This window comes from Bacillus sp. FJAT-52991, from assembly GCF_037201805.1.
GTDB classification, from domain to species: domain Bacteria; phylum Bacillota; class Bacilli; order Bacillales; family Domibacillaceae; genus Bacillus_CE; species Bacillus_CE kandeliae.
The window spans coordinates 1,824,702-1,842,965 of record NZ_CP147404.1; the positions used below are offsets into that span (position 1 = coordinate 1,824,702).

The 18,264-nt window shown below is 42.1% G+C and carries 23 protein-coding genes; all 23 read right to left on the reverse strand.

All coding sequences use genetic code 11. The features are described from left to right. Window positions 1–109 precede the first annotated feature (109 nt). Window positions 110–292, reverse strand: coding sequence for a hypothetical protein (locus WDJ61_RS09255; RefSeq protein WP_338748991.1), 183 nt, complete (start codon window positions 290–292; stop codon window positions 110–112). Window positions 293–410: 118 nt separating this feature from the next. After that, entirely contained in the window at window positions 411–947 is a 537-nt protein-coding gene (locus tag WDJ61_RS09260; protein WP_338748993.1) for a helix-turn-helix domain-containing protein, read from the reverse strand. Between the two features lie 338 nt (window positions 948–1,285). Beyond that, the gene (locus WDJ61_RS09265; protein ID WP_338748995.1) at window positions 1,286–1,912 is read right to left on the reverse strand and encodes a hypothetical protein; all 627 of its coding nucleotides are present in this window, start codon (window positions 1,910–1,912) and stop codon (window positions 1,286–1,288) included. A gap of 141 nt (window positions 1,913–2,053) precedes the next feature. Further along, window positions 2,054–2,593: a hypothetical protein gene (locus WDJ61_RS09270; RefSeq protein WP_338748997.1), complete on the reverse strand. Its 540-nt coding sequence runs from the start codon at window positions 2,591–2,593 to the stop codon at window positions 2,054–2,056. A gap of 13 nt (window positions 2,594–2,606) precedes the next feature. After that, the gene (locus WDJ61_RS09275) at window positions 2,607–3,902 is read right to left on the reverse strand and encodes a sensor histidine kinase (RefSeq protein WP_338748999.1); all 1,296 of its coding nucleotides are present in this window, start codon (window positions 3,900–3,902) and stop codon (window positions 2,607–2,609) included. After that, window positions 3,895–4,575 carry a response regulator transcription factor gene (locus WDJ61_RS09280; protein ID WP_338749001.1) on the reverse strand — a complete coding sequence of 227 codons (681 nt, stop codon included), beginning with the start codon at window positions 4,573–4,575 and terminating at the stop codon, window positions 3,895–3,897. Before WDJ61_RS09280 ends, WDJ61_RS09275 begins: the two co-directional genes overlap by 8 nt. 62 nt (window positions 4,576–4,637) lie before the next feature. After that, window positions 4,638–5,165: a ferric reductase-like transmembrane domain-containing protein gene (locus WDJ61_RS09285; protein WP_338749003.1), complete on the reverse strand. Its 528-nt coding sequence runs from the start codon at window positions 5,163–5,165 to the stop codon at window positions 4,638–4,640. Continuing rightward, window positions 5,165–6,088, reverse strand: coding sequence for an FAD:protein FMN transferase (locus WDJ61_RS09290; RefSeq protein ID WP_338749005.1), 924 nt, complete (start codon window positions 6,086–6,088; stop codon window positions 5,165–5,167). Before WDJ61_RS09290 ends, WDJ61_RS09285 begins: the two co-directional genes overlap by 1 nt. Before the next feature lie 2 nt (window positions 6,089–6,090). Next, window positions 6,091–6,387 (reverse strand): hypothetical protein, encoded by a 297-nt coding sequence (locus tag WDJ61_RS09295; protein ID WP_338749007.1) that lies wholly within the window; start codon window positions 6,385–6,387, stop codon window positions 6,091–6,093. Next, window positions 6,380–6,994: a copper amine oxidase N-terminal domain-containing protein gene (locus WDJ61_RS09300; protein WP_338749009.1), complete on the reverse strand. Its 615-nt coding sequence runs from the start codon at window positions 6,992–6,994 to the stop codon at window positions 6,380–6,382. Before WDJ61_RS09300 ends, WDJ61_RS09295 begins: the two co-directional genes overlap by 8 nt. 80 nt (window positions 6,995–7,074) lie before the next feature. Then, the gene (locus WDJ61_RS09305) at window positions 7,075–7,896 is read right to left on the reverse strand and encodes an energy-coupling factor ABC transporter ATP-binding protein (protein WP_338749011.1); all 822 of its coding nucleotides are present in this window, start codon (window positions 7,894–7,896) and stop codon (window positions 7,075–7,077) included. Between the two features lie 19 nt (window positions 7,897–7,915). Beyond that, window positions 7,916–8,689 carry a cobalt ECF transporter T component CbiQ gene (gene cbiQ / locus WDJ61_RS09310; protein WP_338749013.1) on the reverse strand — a complete coding sequence of 258 codons (774 nt, stop codon included), beginning with the start codon at window positions 8,687–8,689 and terminating at the stop codon, window positions 7,916–7,918. Continuing rightward, complete coding sequence (locus WDJ61_RS09315) at window positions 8,689–8,979, reverse strand: energy-coupling factor ABC transporter substrate-binding protein (RefSeq protein WP_338749015.1); 291 nt, start codon at window positions 8,977–8,979, stop codon at window positions 8,689–8,691. Before WDJ61_RS09315 ends, cbiQ begins: the two co-directional genes overlap by 1 nt. 2 nt (window positions 8,980–8,981) lie before the next feature. Continuing rightward, window positions 8,982–9,704 carry an energy-coupling factor ABC transporter permease gene (locus WDJ61_RS09320; RefSeq protein ID WP_338754754.1) on the reverse strand — a complete coding sequence of 241 codons (723 nt, stop codon included), beginning with the start codon at window positions 9,702–9,704 and terminating at the stop codon, window positions 8,982–8,984. Window positions 9,705–9,910: 206 nt separating this feature from the next. Beyond that, window positions 9,911–10,693, reverse strand: coding sequence for a uroporphyrinogen-III C-methyltransferase (gene cobA, locus WDJ61_RS09325; protein WP_338749017.1), 783 nt, complete (start codon window positions 10,691–10,693; stop codon window positions 9,911–9,913). Window positions 10,694–10,695: 2 nt separating this feature from the next. Beyond that, window positions 10,696–11,349: a bifunctional precorrin-2 dehydrogenase/sirohydrochlorin ferrochelatase gene (locus WDJ61_RS09330; protein ID WP_338749019.1), complete on the reverse strand. Its 654-nt coding sequence runs from the start codon at window positions 11,347–11,349 to the stop codon at window positions 10,696–10,698. Next, the gene (locus WDJ61_RS09335; RefSeq protein WP_338749021.1) at window positions 11,303–12,706 is read right to left on the reverse strand and encodes a cobyrinate a,c-diamide synthase; all 1,404 of its coding nucleotides are present in this window, start codon (window positions 12,704–12,706) and stop codon (window positions 11,303–11,305) included. The genes WDJ61_RS09330 and WDJ61_RS09335 overlap by 47 nt, the downstream gene beginning before the upstream one ends. A 12-nt stretch (window positions 12,707–12,718) precedes the next feature. Next, entirely contained in the window at window positions 12,719–13,846 is a 1,128-nt protein-coding gene (locus tag WDJ61_RS09340; protein ID WP_338749023.1) for a cobalt-precorrin 5A hydrolase, read from the reverse strand. Beyond that, window positions 13,843–14,616 carry a precorrin-4 C(11)-methyltransferase gene (cobM, locus tag WDJ61_RS09345; RefSeq protein WP_338749025.1) on the reverse strand — a complete coding sequence of 258 codons (774 nt, stop codon included), beginning with the start codon at window positions 14,614–14,616 and terminating at the stop codon, window positions 13,843–13,845. The genes WDJ61_RS09340 and cobM overlap by 4 nt, the downstream gene beginning before the upstream one ends. Next, window positions 14,613–15,314 carry a precorrin-2 C(20)-methyltransferase gene (cobI, locus tag WDJ61_RS09350; RefSeq protein ID WP_338749027.1) on the reverse strand — a complete coding sequence of 234 codons (702 nt, stop codon included), beginning with the start codon at window positions 15,312–15,314 and terminating at the stop codon, window positions 14,613–14,615. The genes cobM and cobI overlap by 4 nt, the downstream gene beginning before the upstream one ends. Beyond that, window positions 15,311–16,522: a precorrin-6y C5,15-methyltransferase (decarboxylating) subunit CbiE gene (cbiE, locus tag WDJ61_RS09355; RefSeq protein ID WP_338749029.1), complete on the reverse strand. Its 1,212-nt coding sequence runs from the start codon at window positions 16,520–16,522 to the stop codon at window positions 15,311–15,313. The genes cobI and cbiE overlap by 4 nt, the downstream gene beginning before the upstream one ends. After that, window positions 16,515–17,618 (reverse strand): cobalt-precorrin-5B (C(1))-methyltransferase, encoded by a 1,104-nt coding sequence (locus WDJ61_RS09360; protein WP_338749031.1) that lies wholly within the window; start codon window positions 17,616–17,618, stop codon window positions 16,515–16,517. The genes cbiE and WDJ61_RS09360 overlap by 8 nt, the downstream gene beginning before the upstream one ends. Continuing rightward, window positions 17,615–18,259, reverse strand: a complete 645-nt coding sequence (locus WDJ61_RS09365; RefSeq protein ID WP_338749033.1) for a precorrin-8X methylmutase — start codon at window positions 18,257–18,259, stop codon at window positions 17,615–17,617. Before WDJ61_RS09365 ends, WDJ61_RS09360 begins: the two co-directional genes overlap by 4 nt. Window positions 18,260–18,264 lie beyond the last annotated feature (5 nt).

Here is an 18,264-nt window from a genome sequence, read left to right on the forward strand (position 1 = left end):
CGGCCACATCCAGATGTTTAACCTGTAAAGGCATGTTGTTCGACTTACGCAAATTAGCTCATCGCTTGACAAATATAACACATAACTCTGAAAAAGAAAAGATCTTTTATTATTTCTTTTTTTGAAGCTCCATGTTATTTTTTAATTGTTGAACATACAGATTAGCTTTCTCAGGGTTTTCCATGAAAAGCGCTAATACTTCTGTCATCTTGCTTTTTAAGTACGAGCGATACGGTTCATCTAGCGTATCAATCCATTTTTTGAAATCAGAATCGGTCCATTTGCTTTTCATCCTACTCACCTCTGCACTTTATGTAATTTTTGCACATGATGTAATGTTAAGTATAAATCATAACAAAACTTACATATTTGGTAAATGGATTGTGACATTTTGCCACTTTCAAAAATATCTATTCTCCCCGTATACTTTTTAGCATCGTTGAAACAGTAATCGCTCCGATTATTTCTCCTTCCTGCTTTAAAGCGCGAGCATATACATCATATAGTAAGGTTCGATCTGAAATCAGGAACCAAATTCTCTTTCGTATGATGATATCCTTTTCAATCACTTGCCTTTTTATATTCATTAAGGCTATAGATCCTTCATTCATAATAATTTCATCGTCTCTTTTTCCGATACATGCCTCCCAATCGATATTGAGATGAGGATTACAGATCCATGTATACCTTAATTGCCGATCACAATGAGCAACAATGACTGGAGAATCTTTGAGCGCTTCCTCAAGAGGGCTATCTAAAAATTCCGAATAAAATAAAGATGGATGAAACTGTAATAATTTAGCGATTTGTTTCGCCACACCGATACTAGGATCTCTTTTTCCTTGTTCAATTTGCGTATAGTAGCTACGATCAATAAACACCTGTTCCGCTATATTTGCTTGTGTTAAACCTTTGTTCTTTCTTAACCGTATTAACCAATCTCTCATCTTAGGCCTCTCTTTATTAAGGTAATGAACTGGTGTTGTTTCCTATATCTAGGTTCAACTACTCTTCTACTATCATTCTTTGATGTCATATATGAGCAATCATCATATTTCACATTTAAATAGAAGACGCGTTTATTATTTTCCCTTGTTTCAACGAAAAATTCAATTTTTTTATGATTTTTTTAATCACTCATATTTATATTCTTGCTCATGATCTACATATTTAAAGATGATCAAAACAGCGATAAAGTCATTAAAAAAACGGACAGGGGGTACCCCCTGTCCGCATCACTTCAGGACTAAACGATTACGAGACTCTGATCTAAAATCATCTCTCCCTATTCTTCAAAATCAAATTCACTTAAAATGTCCACATGACTAGCGATCATCGCGATAATTGTATTAGCTTCTTCTTTACTAAAGACAAAATTTGTTACATCTTCTAGCAATTCTTCGTCAATTGTTTGAATGCGATTAGTTCGTCTCAATATCCCATCTCCAGTTTCCTGAACCACACCAAATTGATAAGTGACTTCCACCTCATCCTTATGAGCATAGGCAGTCACTTCCGGTGTCGTCCACTCCACCTCTATTTCCTCATAGTTGTCATCATCGGACTTGAGATCATCCATCACAAAAGAGTGATCATCGATTCCTTCAATCAATTCATGGAAGCTTTCGTGCACCTCATCAATAATATCTTCAATATCTGGTAAAATCGTTTTAGACATATAATCAACATCCAAATCAAGCGTTTTCACATAAAATTCTTCATTATACGGATCGAAAAATAGAGAACAGAAATACTCTCCTTCACTTTCATCCGTTTCTACAAAAAACTCTATTTTAGGATGCTTGGATGCTCGATCTACAGCCATATGGCCAATTTGATCATATTTTTCACAGATCGACTCTAAATGTTCCTGCAATTCTTCACTGACCCGGTCAAACCATTCCAACGTCATCTTGCATCCCTTCCTTTCGAATAATCCCCTTTATTATTTGTCGGGATTGATTGATTATTCTCCAATTATGTTTATATGTTACTTTTTCTATCTTTCCGCTATAAACAATATGCGGCACTGAAAGGTCAGTGCCGCATGTATTTATGAAAGGGCGAGATGGATCAGTGTCATCACAGCCGCTATTCCTAATATACTCATATGAATAAAACGGATGGCTTTTGACCTTTTATTAGCGGCTAGGATATAACCGATCAGTGCAGCTCCTGCCATGAATGTCGCAGCACTGATTCCAATATATTCCCTTAGTTCCAATTCCCGTTCTGCCAAAAACATGATCACCCCATGAGCACTTACCACTAATAAGGTAAGAAGACCAATCCACATATGCCATTTCCCTGATAGTCGAGCTGCTTTCGCTGTATGAGCCGCTTTATCTGGCCAACGCTTTTTCACTGGTTGAATGAGCTTTCTTAACGGAAAGAGGGTTGCTGCTAATCCAAAACCGGCCATCCCTGCCCATCCAATCAATTCTCCGCCTTCTTTCATCATTTCATTTTCTTCATCACTATGACTTTCGCCGTCATATTCATCCGCATGAGCCGTATAGATGAAAGAAGGAGAACTAACAAAAAGCAATATCAAAGTAGTTGCTATTGTTATGGCTATTTTCTTTACCCACATGGTCTTCACTCCGTTATTCTTTAATTGGTATTTGTAGATGAAACGTCGTGCCCTTTCCTACTTCGCTCGAAACATTAATCATTCCCCCGTGTGACTCCACAATCCATTTGGCGATCGATAAACCGATCCCGTTACTGGCTAAATCTCGAGACCTCGCTTTATCTACTCGGTAAAACCGATCAAAAATACGCGGCAGCTGATCACTAGGAATCCCAATCCCTGTATCTTGAATGAGAATATCAACATTTTTTCCGTCACGACGAATCGTTAAGTAAACAGCTCCGCCAGACTGATTGTATTTAACTGCGTTATCAATCAAAATGTATAACAACTGAGTGATTCGTTCTTTATCCGACCTCATCAGTATGGAGGAAGAAGCCGAAACCTCCATAGTAATGCCCGTTTGGTTCGTAAGAGGGACAAAAGAGCGAACGAGTTGTTCAAGTACTTCCTTTAAATCAAATACAGTCGAATAAAATTCGATCTTGCCTGAATCTGAACGAGCGATCGTTAATAAATCAGATACCAGCCTTGTCATTCGTTTCACTTCCTCTTTCATATCTTGAAGAATTTGTTGAGAGAAAGTAGACAAATGTTGCTGATCTTCCGCTTCAATTACCTCTAGGGAAGACTGCATAATCGAAAGCGGTGTCCGCAGCTCATGAGAAGCATCACTGACAAACTCTTTCTGACGTTGAAATGAACGCGATATCGGAACCATCGCTTTTCCAGCCATAAAGTAGCCTAGCCATAAAGATAAGAGCAGAAACAGAACGACTAAACTAATTAAGACCATTAATAATTTTTCCAAAACTTTTTGCTGTGCGGTGACATTTGTACCAGCAATTATGGAACCGACATATTCCCCTTCTTTTACCACTGGCTCAGCGGCAAATAATATCTTTTTTTCCACTCCATTTTGATCGATGATCGTTTCCCGACGTACTTCTAACTCATCCGGACGCCATGTTTGAATCTTCTCTAAAAAAAGAGGGGTCGCATAAGGCAGTCCGTCTTCTGCATCCAATAATTGACCGTCTTTCGACACAATATAATAAAAGGTTTGCACATCAGAATAGCTATGTTCATGATCTTCTTCACGTTCTTTTTGGCGACTTACATCACTTTCCAACAAATAGCTCCCATGTTCCCTCCGCTCCTCTTGCACAAGCCGAATGACCGCTTCTCGTTGATCTTGAAAAATGGAGGAAGATAACAACGTATACGTAATCACAATAAAAACGAGCAGAAAAAGCATCATTAGTCCAGTAAATAAAAGCGTTAAACGTTTTCTCGTTCGATTAAACATCCTGTCTCACCAATTTATAACCAATCCCTCGAATACTATGAATCAATCGTTTGCCAGTCGGGTCTTCCACTTTCTTTCTCACTAGGCGGACGAGAGCATCCAAATTATTGGCCGATACGTCGGCGTCAATGCCCCATATTTTATCGAGAAGGACTTCGCGAGGTAATACTTGTTCCTCGTTCGTCATTAACAGTTGTAATAGTTGATACTCTTTCGGCGTTAATTGAACTTCTTTTCCTTTGCGGCAAACTTTATGATTCGTTTGGTCTAAATTCAAATCTCCTACTTTGATCACATTATCCGTAAAGGAGAGCTTTGATCGTCGCCCTAGCGCTCGAACCCTTGCTAATAGTTCATCGAATTCAAATGGCTTCACAATGTAATCATCCGCTCCTGCATCTAATCCCTCAACGCGGTCTAATACATCGTCTTTCGCTGTTAGCATCATAATTAAGCCTTGAAAGTTAGTTGCTCTTAACCGCTTACACACATCAATGCCACTAATTCCAGGCATCATCCAGTCAAGAATCACAAGGTCGTAATCAATCGAGGAGGTATAGTCAATGGCAGCAATTCCATCGATCACCCAATCAACGGTATGCGTTTCTTTCCCTAACATGTGAGCAACTAAACGGCCTAGTTTTTTATCATCTTCTGCCAATAATATATACACGTCATTCACATCTTTCTTTTTCTTATTATTGTACACAGAAGCAAGCAGAAAGAAAAAATGGTTTATGGCCTAGCTGTCACTAATCGAACAAAAAATACGGAAACAACCATCATAAAGGTCATCGAATAAAAGAGAATCATCCACATAGCTCCTGAATCCGTTCCAATCAGTACCCCATGAATAAGTGCCAGGAAATAGGCAGGTAAAGCTAAAAAGTGAATCGATCTCCACCACTTTCTTCCTATTTTTTTCATGACATCGGAAGAGAAAAAGAGAATCACTATTATATAGAAAGCAAGCGTTCCGGCTGAGGAGGCTAGTGGTTGATACGTCGCTGTAAACGGAATGAATAGTTCAACTAAAGAATAAGTGACATAGCGGTCAAACAGCAGCATAAACGCATGAAATAAAGAAAGTAGCAAAGCAAGCCAACCCGCTGTTTGATGGATGCTCAATAAGATCGGTTGTCCCTTTTTAGAAGCGATCTTTCCTTTCACCATCATGCCGGCCAGATTGGAAATGAATAATAATAAATAAGCTGTGATCCCTGAAGCGCGAATCCATTCCCAAGTGGTGTAGATCATTTCCATTACAACATCAACTTCTTTGTATAATATTTGATTGTGTGACTCACTTTCACTTTGCCGTTTTCATCAATAATCAATGCTGCTGCGTACGGAAAGTGATCGAGCATCCATGAAAACCCTTGATCAAAAGTCAATATGCATAATACCTTTGCGATGATTTCCGATTCAGCTGTTGTTTTAGCAAAAACGGTTGCTTGAACAACATCACTATCTGCTTGTAAGCCCGTCTGACCATTGAGCAAATGATGTCTTTTGATCGAGCCTTGTCTCCAAGATCGAAATACTTTGTTCGAGGTGGCTACACTTCCTTCGTTCATATAACATTGAGCGATATCAATTGCTTCTTTTTCTGGATGTGCAATGCCAATGAGCTTCTCTTGATCCCCCCAAATAGCCAAATCTCCTCCCGCATTAAGTTGTCCCTCTGCAACCCCTACTTGCCTCATGAACCTTGCTCCTTGATCAACAGCCCATCCTTTCGCAAATCCACCAAGATCGACTTTTTGTTCTGTTTGTTTCAGAAGCTTACAACCATCATCTGCAAACTGAAAAGGAAAGGCTTCTCTTTTTTCAATGACCAGATTGGGGCCTTCATCTGTTTCAGCCATTTGTTCAAACGAGCGATCATAGCCGATTCTTTCCATACTCTTGCCGACTAAAGGATTAAAATAACCGTTCGTTATTGTTGAGTAATGCATTGCCCTTTTTAGCACTTCAAACAGCATCGGACTTACTTTGACTACTGTACCCAAGGTCGCTTTATTGAATCGATCTAATTCATTCGATGGCAGAAACCGTGAACAAGTCTGTTCAACCTCCTTAAACCATCGCTTTAACTCCTCTTTATAGTTATCTTGCCAAGGAGATTCTCCAATGACTTTAACCTCTGTATTCATCGCTCGAAATAAATATGGATCTTCTCTCATATTCAAGATCTCCTTGTTCGCTGATCTGCCTGATCTCTTCCGCCTTCTCCTTTTGGTATAAATGTTGCCGAATGAGCGGAAGCATCTACATCCCAATTAGCCTCTTCCCAATCTAACGTGGAAATCCATTCTTCCCTAGCTTCTCTTTCTTCTGAATTAAGTGACTTGATTTCTGTCACAGAATAATCTTGTTCCTTATCCTTCTGCCCCTCCGCCCCTTGCACCGCATTTAAAAAGAGGGCTAAAGAACTAACGCTGCCAATCCCTACCGCCCACTTCCACCATTTAAAATTAGCCATTCATACTCCCTCTTTTCTTCATAACCATCGTTTGATTGCTCCAACTAACATCCCATCCTAACGCCCCGCCAATCACACTAACAGGGACGTACACCCTTCCATTAAACTTGAGGGCTGCGGTTGGCATCGGTGTTTTGGCCATATTTTCATAAACAGCTCTTGATCCCTCTTTAAAAATTAAATGGATGTCTCCATCCACTACTTCAATCGCTTTACTTTTCTTGTACTCATACACTTCTGCTCCTAAATACTGGACGGTTTCCTGTAACGGAACGAGCAATTGCCCTTGATAAGGAATGACATCAATCGATATCGCTGTTTCATGAGGCGTTTGTAGCTTCACTTCTTGCTGCTTCATAAACGGCAACGGCTCATTGGCAAGGGCAACAGCTGAAGACCTTGACCATGAATACCAAGTCTCTTCAATAATCGGTTGCACAGCTTCTTGGTTTTCATCCCATTCATCATCATCTTCGTACTCATACTCTTCATGTTCTTCATAGTCATGCTCCTCATACTCATCATCATCGGCATAAGTCGTATGTATGGGCCAGAGTACTAGTGAAGAAGCTAACATAATCGGCAAATATTTACGGTTTCTGTTCATTCATCTCACCTTCCGTTTTTATTTCTAGCCTTACTATAAAAAACAAAACTGAAAATAAAATGAAAAAAACAGTTGAGAGCTCAACTGTTTTGAATAATTCTAAGCAATTCTTCTTTTGTTTTTGGAACGGTGGTCGGTTGATCCGGATGAGCCGCTTGCCATGCAGCAAACACTTCGACGATCCATGGCTGCTCTAAATGGCATCTCTTTAACAGATCCTTTTGCATAAAAAGATCCTCCGGCGGACCAAACGCTTGTAATCTCCCATTATAAAGAATGATGATTTCATCTGCCCATTCATAGGCAAAATTGACATCATGCGTGGATAAAAGAATCGTTTGTTCTTCGTCTTGAAGTTCAGACACAAACGCCATCATTTTTTTAGCGTATAAAGGATCAAGTCCCGCGGTTGGCTCATCTAAAATGAGTAGTTTGGGATTCATCACAGCGACTCCAGCAATCGCTACTCGTTTTTTCTGCCCTAAACTTAAAAAATGAGGCGGTTTACTTCTAAGTTCCATTAATCCAGTCACTTCAAGAGTCGCTAAGGCAGCACGCTCTGCTTCTTGTTTAGAATAGCCTAATTGCAGCGGACCGTACATCACATCTTCAAGCACGGTAGGAGAAAAAAGCTGTGCATCTGGATTTTGAAACACGATGCCTACTTGTCTTCGTAATTCTTTTAGCGCTTTCCGTTTATAGCTAAGCGGCTTATCTTGAAAACGGATCTCTCCTTCTGTCGGCTGAAGCAACCCATTGAAATGAAGAAAAAGCGACGATTTCCCTGCTCCATTATTGCCTAAAATCGCGATTTTGCGCCCTGATTGAATCGTTAATGTCAACTGATCCAATGCTTTTGTTCCATCAGGATACACATAGCTCATATCATTTACTTCCAACATTCTCGTCCGACTTCCCTCCCTAAAAAACATACATAACGGCACATGAGATCAAAAAGCTAATCACAGTCACTCCCCATAAATCTCGGCGGATCGGATAGGAAATCATTTGTCCCGCTGCTACCTCATTTCCCCCTCGTGCATCGATCGCCATTTGTACATGCTTTGCCTCTCGCATCGTTTGTACAAATAAATTAGCGACAAGCATCGATACAGAGGAAAAAGTAGAGCGAAGACCGTCATAGCCTGCTCTTGACCGCTGGGCTTTGTATGTTTCTTCCACTTTTTCAATAAAGACAAAGATAAATCGATACGTCACCGCTGTCAGCTCAACAAATACTTCTGGTAATCGTAACAGGCGAAGTAATGTGGCAATCCCATGAAACGGTGTCGTTAAAATAAAGAAGTACATACAACTGACCGCTGCATAAGCAGAGAAACATAATAAAGTAGCCTGATGAATCGATGAATAAGAGACATACATAAACCACCCTGCGATGCTTGTCGTTTGCACCATTGCCTCTACTTCTGATCCATCACGTGCAAATGACAGGAGTAACGGAAATAAGCTTAATAGTAAAAATAAAAGTGGTAACAGAAGCAACTTCCCATACGTTCGAAATGGAATCTTCGCATAATATACGGTGGCAGTACCCATTAAAATAAAGACGTATATGGATAAGGCGATCTCTTTATTTAACAGCACCAACAATAAATGCGAAAAAGCAAAAGCGGCTTTTTCACCTGGATGCAGGTGAGAAAGCCGGCTATGATTGGCATAATAATCGATTAACATCAGCTTTTATGGCCATATTTCTCTTCTAATTTTTTTCTTGCACGTCCTGCTCCAATAAAGTAGCCAATAAACAGCGCCCCACCAGCTGCTTGCAAAGCAAATAATAAGCTTTCTACTTCTCCACTTGGCGGCTCCCAAATAACATCAACCCATGGTTTATAATCTGGACTAATTTCGGTGATCGCTGCTTCAGCTTCTCCATCTGCCCCAAGGAATTCAGCATCTTTATTCATCACAAGTGGCACAACAGCAAGCAACACGACAATCGCAAATAATAGCAAGTTCTTCATACTTACGCCTCCTTCACAGCCACACGCAATTGCTTTAATTCATTTTTGTTATATTTCACGAGCCAGTTCATCACGATGACTGTTAAGATCCCTTCTGCAATCGCTAATGAAATTTGTGTGATAGAGAAAATGCCAGCAAATTTCGTAAATGAGGCCAACACGCCACCTGCTTCTGCTGGGAAAGCCAGTGCTAATTGAAAAGAAGTTACCGTATACGTGGCTAAATCACCGATAAAAGCAGCCAAAAATACAGCGAAAGCAAAAGAAAGATTCATTTTTCGACCAAGCTTATACACCGCATACGTCATTAATGGACCAACAACCGCCATTGAAAAAGCATTTGCTCCTAACGTCGTTAAACCACCGTGAGCTAAAAGCAACGCTTGGAACAACAATACAATTGTCCCTAAAACAGCCATGGCTAGCGGACCAAACAAAATGGTTCCAAGACCCACACCTGTTGGATGGGAGCTACTACCTGTAACCGATGGGATTTTGAGAGCCGATAACACGAAGGCAAACGCCCCTGCAAGACCAAGCATCATTTTCGTCTCTGGATGCTGTTTAATGGTTTTTTGAATCGATCGAATACCAGCTGCAATAAACGGAATCGTTAACACCCACCAAAAAATCGCCCATTTAAGCGGCAAAAAACCTTCCATAATATGCATAGCGGCTGCCGGCTGAAATGAATTTATCCAGAAAAAACAAGTCAGCGCCAACATGACGACTGTCGTTCTTTTCAAAACCAACATCGTTTCACCCTTTTCATTTAATTTATCCTGCATTAACGGGCTGTAAGACCCCCACTTCAACATGGCAGAAGAAGCGTAGGCATATAGGTGGGGGATCAACAGCCCGTAAACGCCCGATCCGTTCAACTAACAATCAGTAGGGGATGGAGAAAACCTCCATTGATCGAAGTTTCACTTTATTCTGTTTTCATTATTGTAGAAATATGTGGATCCTGATCAAACCATCTAATCTTCTCTCGCTGACCCACAACCTCTCCTACAAGCACAATGGCTGGATTGGAGATATTGTAATCCTGTGCCTTTTGTTCAATAGAGACAAGGTCGCCTGTGATGGTACGCTGATTGTTTGTCGTCCCCCATTCAATGATAGCGACAGGTGTGGAAGCCGATTTACCATGTTTGATCAATTCTTGACAAATATGACCGAGATTGCCTACTCCCATATAAAAAGCGATCGTATCCATCCCTTGAGCTAATGCTTGCCAGTTAATAAAATCCTGACCTTTTTCGGCACGGCCATGAGCGGTCACAATGGCGAAAGTTGCCGCATGATCGCGATGAGTCACTGGAATACCCGCATAGGCCGGGGCAGCAATGCCAGCTGTAATGCCCGGAACAATTTCAAACGGGATGTGGGCTTGAGCTAACTGTTCCGCTTCTTCTCCCACACGACCAAACACACAAGGGTCTCCCCCTTTTAAGCGAGTGACAATCAAGCCTTGTTCTGCTTTTTCGACTAATAACTGATTGATTTGCTCTTGAATAAGTGCATGCTTGCCTGGAAGCTTTCCGCAAAAAATCAGCTCTGCTCCTTGTTTGGCATGTTGAAGTAGCTCTTTATTTACTAATCGATCATACGCAATGACATCAGCCTGTTGAATGCATTCTAACCCTTTCACGGTGATTAACTTTGGATCACCGGGTCCAGCTCCGACTAAATATACTTTGCCTTTCTTCATATTCATCTCCTCGAATCTATTAGGTTGTTAAACAGTCTGACTCGTTCTTGCTCATCCGCCTCTTTGATCTTTTCGTACAGATCAGATTGAATCAGTTCTGTTAATAATTGTTTTCTTTCTGCAGAGTCGCTCACTCGATCTTTAATCTGCTCCCGGCACTCCGCTAAAAAGTCTAGGAAGTCAATGAAATGATCGTCATATTGACTAGATAGTTCTTGAATGATTTTTTTGCTAAGCCCTGGACTGCCCCCGCTTGTACTTACAGCAATAGCGAGTTTTCCTTTTTTGAAAGAAGCAGGAACAAAGAAGCTACTAGCCTCTGGATCATCTGCAATGTTGACAAGTTGTTGATCAGAGGCACATTGTCCAATGTATTCATTCACTTTCCGATCATTCGTAGCCGCAAAGACGACGATAGCGGAGTGTAGATCCTCTCGTTGAAACGATTTCTGTTGCCAGTCAATCGGATGATGAGCCATTAATTCCGTCATTTCAGTACCCACTTCAGGACTGACCACTTGAACGATCGCTTTTGCTTCAAGTAAAGAAGCAGCTTTACGAGCGGCTACTTTTCCACCACCGATCACGACGACCCTTTTTCCTTCTAACTTAAGCATCGCTGGATAAAGCATATTTGGAAATCCTCTCTGCTTCATATTGTTGTGCCGCTTCCACAAAGCGCTGAGCAAGTGCTAGGTCAGAGGCAAAGTGAAAATGAGCGTAGCCAGCTACCACATGGGGCGACAAAAATCCTTCTTCCTTTGTTCCTCGACGCCCCTTTGTTTCATAAGCAGCTGTGATTCGTTCTTTCGCTGTAAACTTAGAATAATGGAATTCATGCCCTCTAGCTTTAGCTCCTGCTGGTAAAAGAAAATTAGGTGTTAAACCTGTAAGCTCACGATAACCAAGAGCGGCTAGCTTCTTTTGCATCTTGGCTACTCCAGGAATAACCCCAACCATCGGGTAAACATTCCCGTTTGTATCTTCTATTGATTCCGTTAAGTACATAAAGCCGCCACATTCAGCTAACGTCGGTAATCCGGCGTTAATCGCTGTGTGAATCGATTGTTTGACCTTTTCATTCGTCGCCAATAGAGCCGCAAATTCTTCCGGAAAGCCGCCGCCTAAGTATAGGGCAGCTGCCCCTTCAGGTAGTGGTTCATCCTTTAGCGGGGAGAAGAACTGTAATTCCGCTCCATTCGCTTGAAGCAACTCCAGATTTTCTTCATAGTAAAAATTAAACGCAGCATCTTTTGCCACTGCAATCTTTACGGTAGGTTCTTTCGCTTTTGTAAATATCGAATATTCCGATTCTTTAATCTCGGCTACCTCTGCCAACTTCCAAATCGCCTCTAAATCCACAGTAGCTGAAACAAGTTGTCCAAGTATCTGAAAAAAATCGGATAGTTCGCCTCTTTCAACGGAAGGAATCAGTCCTAAATGGCGTTCAGGAATGGAAATATCATTCTCTTTTTTTAAGTAACCAACAACAGGAATTCCACATTCTTGTTCAATGGCAGATTTAACAATTTGAAAATGACTTTCACTTCCGACGCGGTTGACGATCACACCGACAATTCTTCCTCTTGTCGCCATTGCCTGAAAACCCTTTACAATCGCAGCAGCGCTTCTTGCCATGCTGGCACAATTGACGACTAATAGAACGGGGCAATCAAGAATATCACTTAAGTCGGCGGAGCTACCATCATTTTTTAACGGATCTTTGCCATCAAAATATCCCATAACCCCTTCAATAATGGAAAGGTCGGCCTCCTTGGCCCCTCTTGCATAAATATCCTTCACCGTCTCTCGTCCCGTCATCCAACTATCCAAATTTCTTGATGGTCGACCTGTTACCGTCGTATGATAAGTCGGATCGATATAGTCAGGGCCACATTTAAATCCTTGAACACTTGCTCCTCTTTCTTTAAAAGCCGCCATTAGTCCAATCGTTACCGTCGTTTTTCCCGCGCCACTTCCGGTTCCGGCAATCATGATTCTTCGTTGACTCATCTGCTCCCCTCCTTATTCATATGAAATCAATCCAACAGAAATGGTGACATTGCCTGATTTCTTCTTCACAAGAAGTAATTCATCGTTTCCACTCGCAAGCATCGCTGCCGGTTCACTGACTCCGTAAGCACCTGTGAATTTATAGACCGTATCAGAAGGCTGCACTAATGTTTTCGTATTGAGCTCAGCTGGCGAATAATAAATAAATTCCCATTGATGCTTGCGGACAACTTCGAGCAAACCAACCTCATCTTTTTTCAAATCAATTGTCGCCACCATCTTGACACTTTTCATGCTAATCTTCAGTTCTTTTAATGTGTCTTCCATCACTTGTTCAATTTCTTCTGCGGCTGTTCCACGGTTACAACCGACCCCCAGAACAATTACTTTTGGACGATATAACACACCATTCGTTAAAATAACTTCTTCTTGTTGTTCAAGTAATCGATGCGTGACAACGAGTGCAGCAGCTGGTTGGTGTGCCAACGCTTCGTCGATCGATGAGCACAGATGAATATTTGCTGGCATCGCCGTATCATGCATCCACCAGTTTCTCTCACCTGATTCTTGAACAACGACCACTTTCTCTTCATTTACGACAGAGGCACTGACTGGCGTTAGCTTTTCATCGGATTCCCACTCCCAACCGAAGCGACGGCCAAATAAATCGACGGGAATTGTTTTTTGTACATCGGAAGCGGTCGTCACGACAGGATAAGCATTGAGTAAAGCGGCAACTTCTTTTGTCAGTTCATTGGCTCCACCGAGATGTCCTGACAACACACTAATGACATGCTCTCCACGATCATCCACAACAACGACACCTGGATCTGTTTTCTTATCCTTTAAAATCGGGGCTATCATGCGAACAACAGCACCTAAAGAAATAATAATAATCAACCCTTGATAATGAGCAAATAAACTGGGAAACAGCAAGCGAACGGAACCTTCAAACAAGGTAATTCCACGTTGTTCTTCATCACCTTGTGCGTGTTTCTTCATATAATATAGATCGCTGTCAGGAAATAGCTTGAAAATTTTCCTCGCAAGCTGTGTGCCGTGCTTTGTAATCGCGACCACGGCATACTTTCCCTTTACGTTAATATCAGGTATCACATGCTCTTCTAATTGAAGGCTCATTGTTTCATCCCTCGACGGAATCCGTGAGTAAACTCTTTATCATACAATTTCGAGCGAAAGTCTTTTTGATGGATATTTGGATCTAACGCCCAGCCGGCTAAAATCATCGCTTGCTTGCGAATGCCGTTTACCCGCATATCTTCATCCAATTTCTCGATCGTGGTACGAACAATTTTTTCATCTGGCCATGTCGCTTTATAGACGACAGTGACCGGTGTTTCTGGCGCCCAACCGGCACTGACTAATTCTTTCATCACTTTCTTTGTTAACGTGGCGCTAAGGAAGAAAGCGATCGTACAATGATGCTCAGCCAGCTTCGCTAATTGCTCCCGCTCCGGTACTGGTGTTCTTCCTTCTGCTCTTGTTAAAATCACGGTTTGTGTTAAATCAGGAATCGTTAATTCGGCTTGCGCACTAGCAGCGGCAGCAAAGACTGAGCTCACACCCGGCACGATCTCAATCTCGACACCCGCTTCTTTTAATAAGGTCATTTGCTCCATAATCGCCCCGTAGACAGCAGGATCTCCAGTATGAAGGCGAACGACTTTTTTTCCTTCTTGTAATCGTTGCTTCATTACCTCGACCATTTCCTCTAAGTGCATGCCCGCTGTTTTTAATATTTCCGCTCCGGGCTTTGCAATGTTAAAATGTTCTTCACTCACTAACGAATCCGCATATAAAATGACGTCTGCTTCCTTCAGCAGCTGCTGTCCTCTGACTGTAATTAAATCCGGTGCACCTGGCCCTGCTCCGACAATGTATAGCTTCATTTTCTCACCACCATTAACGTTAAATATTCTGGTTCTGCTCCTTCAAGCTCATCCATCGCCCAAACAATCTCTTCTTCAGAAGTAACTTTTGTAACGACAGATGCTTTATCTGTCAAATTCAATTCTTTTAAAATCTGCAGCATTAAATCGATCACTTTTGCGACTTTAATAAAGATCACGCAATCATGCTGTTCGACCGCTTGCTTCATCGCTTCATAATCGTCATTAGCTGGAACAATGGCGACAATGTCATCCCCATCTGCTAACGGCAAAGAGAGTCTAGCAGCCGCACCATTAATCGAAGAAATACCAGGGATGATTTTCATCGGGACATCTCCGTAGCGCTCTTTCATGACGTTCATCATATGTATAAATGTGCTGTAAAGTAGCGGATCTCCTTCTGTAATAAAAGCGACATCTTTTCCTTCTTGCAGCTTTTCCCATACTAAATCGGCTGTATTTGACCATTCCCTCTCTAAAATCACCGGGTCCTTCGTCATTGGAAAGACGAGGCCAAGCATATCTTTTTCCGCCGGATTCACATACGCATCAATAATTTTTCTGGCGTAGCTTTTGCTTCCTTTTCTTTTTTTCGGATAGGCAATGACGGGACATTCCTGAAGGGCACGGAATGCTTTCACCGTTATTAATTCTGGATCTCCAGGGCCAGCTCCTACTCCATATAAAATTCCTGTCATGCTGATTCTCCTTTCGCTCGCTTCGCTGAAATGATATAGACAGGGTTTAACCCTTCCATTCTTGTTAAATGCAAAATCGGTTTGCTTCTTGCGATTTGTGCTAATGTGATTTCCGTTTCAAATCCTCGCTGTTTCAATGCTTGAACCGCTTCATATAAATTTTCAATCGTAACGACATTCATCACAATTATGCCATCTTCTTTTAAACGAGAGCAGCATTCGTCAAAAATGCCTTCAATATTCCCTGCCGTGCCACCGATAAACACCGCATCCGGTGCAGGGAAGTCCGCTAAGCCATCAGGTGCTTTTCCTTGGATTGCTGTGACATCCGTGCGGAATTTGATAAAATTTTCACGGGCATTTTCTAGATCAGCTTCATTTTTTTCAATCGCATAAACAGCTCCATCTGTCGCTATTTTTGCCGCTTCAATCGCGATGGAGCCTGTGCATGTGCCAATATCCCAAACGATACTGTCTGTTTGAAGATTCATTTGACCAAGTGTAAGTACGCGAATTTCCTTTTTCGTTAACAGCCCTTTGTCTGGCTTTCGTTGAACAAATTCATCGTCTGGAATGCCAAGTGACCATTTCTTTGCTGCTGTTTCTGCTTTTAAAATGACGACGTTTAAAGTAGAAAACTCTGCTTGTTCCATCTCATCCAATGACATCCAGCGGCATCGCTCGTTTTCTCCACCGAGATTTTCGGCGATAAACGCTTTATATTCAGTCATTCCATATGTTTTTAAATACGCCGCAATCGCAGCTGGTGTATTCGTTACATCCGTTAATAAGGCGATCAGCTTTTTCCCATCCATTCGTTGAGCCAGTCCTGTAATAGAGCGACCATGCAAACTAATAATCGTCGCGTTTTGCCAAGCTTCTCCCATCTGAGCAAAAGCTAACTGGATGGAACTAGGTTGCGGGTAAATCTCCGCCTCGACCAATTTCGATAAATAACTGCCGATGCCATAAAAGAGAGGATCTCCTGAGGCGAGCACGACCGCTTTTTCCGGCTGTTCGCTCAGCCTCTCTTTTAATTCTCGCAAATTCCCTTTAATAGTGAACTTCTCACCTTGATAATCTGGAAAGAAAGCGAGTTGACGCTCTCCCCCAGCCAGAAAGCGAGATTCTTGGACCCATTGTTCATAGATCGGCAAAAGTCCACTGCGGCCTTCATCGCCGATTCCAATAATTTTTACTTTATCCATGACGCTCCGCCTTTCCTAAACATTCACCTTTTAACGTATATAAGGTCATTTCAACGGTGAGTCCGCCTTTTACTTCTTCAATGGCGTGCTGACAGCAACTGTCACATAACCGGTCAAAAAACTCATGGTGACCCGCTGCTAGCATCAAATCAGCCGCATGAGAAGCGGTATTAGCCGATTGAACTTCTTCTACTAATTCTTCTGAAGCCCCCGCTTTTCGTGCCGTCTCTGCTAAAAAGCCAAAATCAACAGGAGCACTTTTGGAATGAACCATCATCACGCCTTGAGCGACTTTCGAAAATTTCCCCATCATGCCGACCATCGACACTTTCTTGATGCCAAGGCGTTTACAATGCTTTAACGTAAAGCCAACAAAATCACCCATTTCGATAAAAGCTTCCTCCTTTAAATGAGGAAGTTGCTTCATCGCATATTTCTCACTGCGGCCGCCGGTTGTGACAGCGACATGATCACATCCGCCAGCAATCGCCACATGAATCGCTTGAATGATGCTCGCTTTATAAGCAGCTGTTGAAAATGGCATCACGATTCCACGCGTCCCTAAAATGGAAATCCCACCGAGAATCCCAAGGCGGGCGTTCAATGTTTTCTTCGCCATTTCTTCACCGCCTGGAACCGAAATGACGATTTTCAGCCCTTCTTGACAGTGAAAATCGGTTAAGATGTTCTCAGCTTCCGATAAGATCATTTTTCGCGGAACAGGATTAATCGCTGCTTGACCAACTTCTACCGCTAAACCTGGTTTCGTCGCTCGGCCTACTCCTTCGCCTCCATCAAGTTCAATGCCCGGCTCTGCTTGTAAGGAAACTTCCGCATAAATGACCGCTCCATGTGTAACATCCGGGTCATCCCCGGCATCTTTTTTAATCGCCGCAACCGCTCGACCCTCATAAATTTCACAGTGCTCAACAGCAAAAGTAGCAAACACTTTTGCGGGAAGATAAATGGTGGCTTCTTCCTGTTTTTCTCCTGTTAATAAAGAGATCAAGGCCGCTTGAACAGCGGCCGTCGCACAGGCACCGGTTGTATACCCTTTTCTTAGCGGCTTTTCTTGTTTGGTGTCCTGTGCTTTCATTTTTCTGCAAGCAGAGAAAGAGCATTTAACGCCGCTACGGTGACGGTACTTCCACCTTTCCTGCCAATATTCGTAATATATGGGATATCAAGCTTCGCTAATTCTTCTTTCGATTCCGCCGCGGAAACGAATCCAACAGGAAGGCCGATCACTAAGCTTGGCTTGGCGATTCCTTCTTTCACGAGACGAATCAGTTCAAGCAAAGCGGTTGGAGCATTTCCGATACAATAAATGCCACCATCTGCTTCAGCTACTGCTTTACGCATCGATACGATCGCTCTTGTTGTATTCAGCTTTTTCGCTTCTTCCATCACATCTGGATCAGAAATGTATACATGAATGCTGCCGCCATGCTTTTCAATGCGTCCTTTACTAATACCAACTTGAACCATTTGCACATCACAAATTACTCGTTCCCCATTTTTGATCGCTTGAAGACCAGCCTCAATCGCTTTTGGATGAAACAGCATGCTTCTTCCTAATTCAAAGTCCGCTGATGCGTGAATGACGCGCTGCACCACTTTGTATTCTTCATGAGAAAGATCATGTTCCCCGAACTCTTCGGTAATGATGTCAAAACTCAATCCTTCAATCTCCATTGGCTGAACTGTTTCTGGTTTAAAATCTGTTTTAAAATCCATTGTTA

What these genes read in the sequence shown, in the direction of transcription:
- WDJ61_RS09315 (WP_338749015.1), bottom strand. Translation starts at nt 8,979, where the DNA reads ATGAAGAACTTGCTATTATTTGCGATTGTCGTGTTGCTTGCTGTTGTG.
- WDJ61_RS09330 (WP_338749019.1), bottom strand. Translation starts at nt 11,349, where the DNA reads ATGAAGCAGAGAGGATTTCCAAATATGCTTTATCCAGCGATGCTTAAG.
- WDJ61_RS09255 (WP_338748991.1), bottom strand. Translation starts at nt 292, where the DNA reads ATGAAAAGCAAATGGACCGATTCTGATTTCAAAAAATGGATTGATACG.
- WDJ61_RS09300 (WP_338749009.1), bottom strand. Translation starts at nt 6,994, where the DNA reads ATGAACAGAAACCGTAAATATTTGCCGATTATGTTAGCTTCTTCACTA.
- WDJ61_RS09365 (WP_338749033.1), bottom strand. Translation starts at nt 18,259, where the DNA reads ATGGATTTTAAAACAGATTTTAAACCAGAAACAGTTCAGCCAATGGAG.
- WDJ61_RS09320 (WP_338754754.1), bottom strand. Translation starts at nt 9,704, where the DNA reads ATGTTGGCGCTGACTTGTTTTTTCTGGATAAATTCATTTCAGCCGGCA.
- WDJ61_RS09335 (WP_338749021.1), bottom strand. Translation starts at nt 12,706, where the DNA reads ATGAGTCAACGAAGAATCATGATTGCCGGAACCGGAAGTGGCGCGGGA.
- WDJ61_RS09260 (WP_338748993.1), bottom strand. Translation starts at nt 947, where the DNA reads ATGAGAGATTGGTTAATACGGTTAAGAAAGAACAAAGGTTTAACACAA.
- cobM (WP_338749025.1), bottom strand. Translation starts at nt 14,616, where the DNA reads ATGAAGCTATACATTGTCGGAGCAGGGCCAGGTGCACCGGATTTAATT.
- WDJ61_RS09340 (WP_338749023.1), bottom strand. Translation starts at nt 13,846, where the DNA reads ATGAGCCTTCAATTAGAAGAGCATGTGATACCTGATATTAACGTAAAG.
- WDJ61_RS09270 (WP_338748997.1), bottom strand. Translation starts at nt 2,593, where the DNA reads ATGTGGGTAAAGAAAATAGCCATAACAATAGCAACTACTTTGATATTG.
- cbiQ (WP_338749013.1), bottom strand. Translation starts at nt 8,689, where the DNA reads ATGTTAATCGATTATTATGCCAATCATAGCCGGCTTTCTCACCTGCAT.
- cobA (WP_338749017.1), bottom strand. Translation starts at nt 10,693, where the DNA reads ATGAAGAAAGGCAAAGTATATTTAGTCGGAGCTGGACCCGGTGATCCA.
- cobI (WP_338749027.1), bottom strand. Translation starts at nt 15,314, where the DNA reads ATGACAGGAATTTTATATGGAGTAGGAGCTGGCCCTGGAGATCCAGAA.
- WDJ61_RS09360 (WP_338749031.1), bottom strand. Translation starts at nt 17,618, where the DNA reads ATGAAAGCACAGGACACCAAACAAGAAAAGCCGCTAAGAAAAGGGTAT.
- WDJ61_RS09275 (WP_338748999.1), bottom strand. Translation starts at nt 3,902, where the DNA reads ATGTTTAATCGAACGAGAAAACGTTTAACGCTTTTATTTACTGGACTA.
- WDJ61_RS09305 (WP_338749011.1), bottom strand. Translation starts at nt 7,896, where the DNA reads ATGTTGGAAGTAAATGATATGAGCTATGTGTATCCTGATGGAACAAAA.
- WDJ61_RS09295 (WP_338749007.1), bottom strand. Translation starts at nt 6,387, where the DNA reads ATGGCTAATTTTAAATGGTGGAAGTGGGCGGTAGGGATTGGCAGCGTT.
- WDJ61_RS09285 (WP_338749003.1), bottom strand. Translation starts at nt 5,165, where the DNA reads ATGGAAATGATCTACACCACTTGGGAATGGATTCGCGCTTCAGGGATC.
- cbiE (WP_338749029.1), bottom strand. Translation starts at nt 16,522, where the DNA reads ATGGATAAAGTAAAAATTATTGGAATCGGCGATGAAGGCCGCAGTGGA.
- WDJ61_RS09290 (WP_338749005.1), bottom strand. Translation starts at nt 6,088, where the DNA reads ATGAGAGAAGATCCATATTTATTTCGAGCGATGAATACAGAGGTTAAA.
- WDJ61_RS09265 (WP_338748995.1), bottom strand. Translation starts at nt 1,912, where the DNA reads ATGACGTTGGAATGGTTTGACCGGGTCAGTGAAGAATTGCAGGAACAT.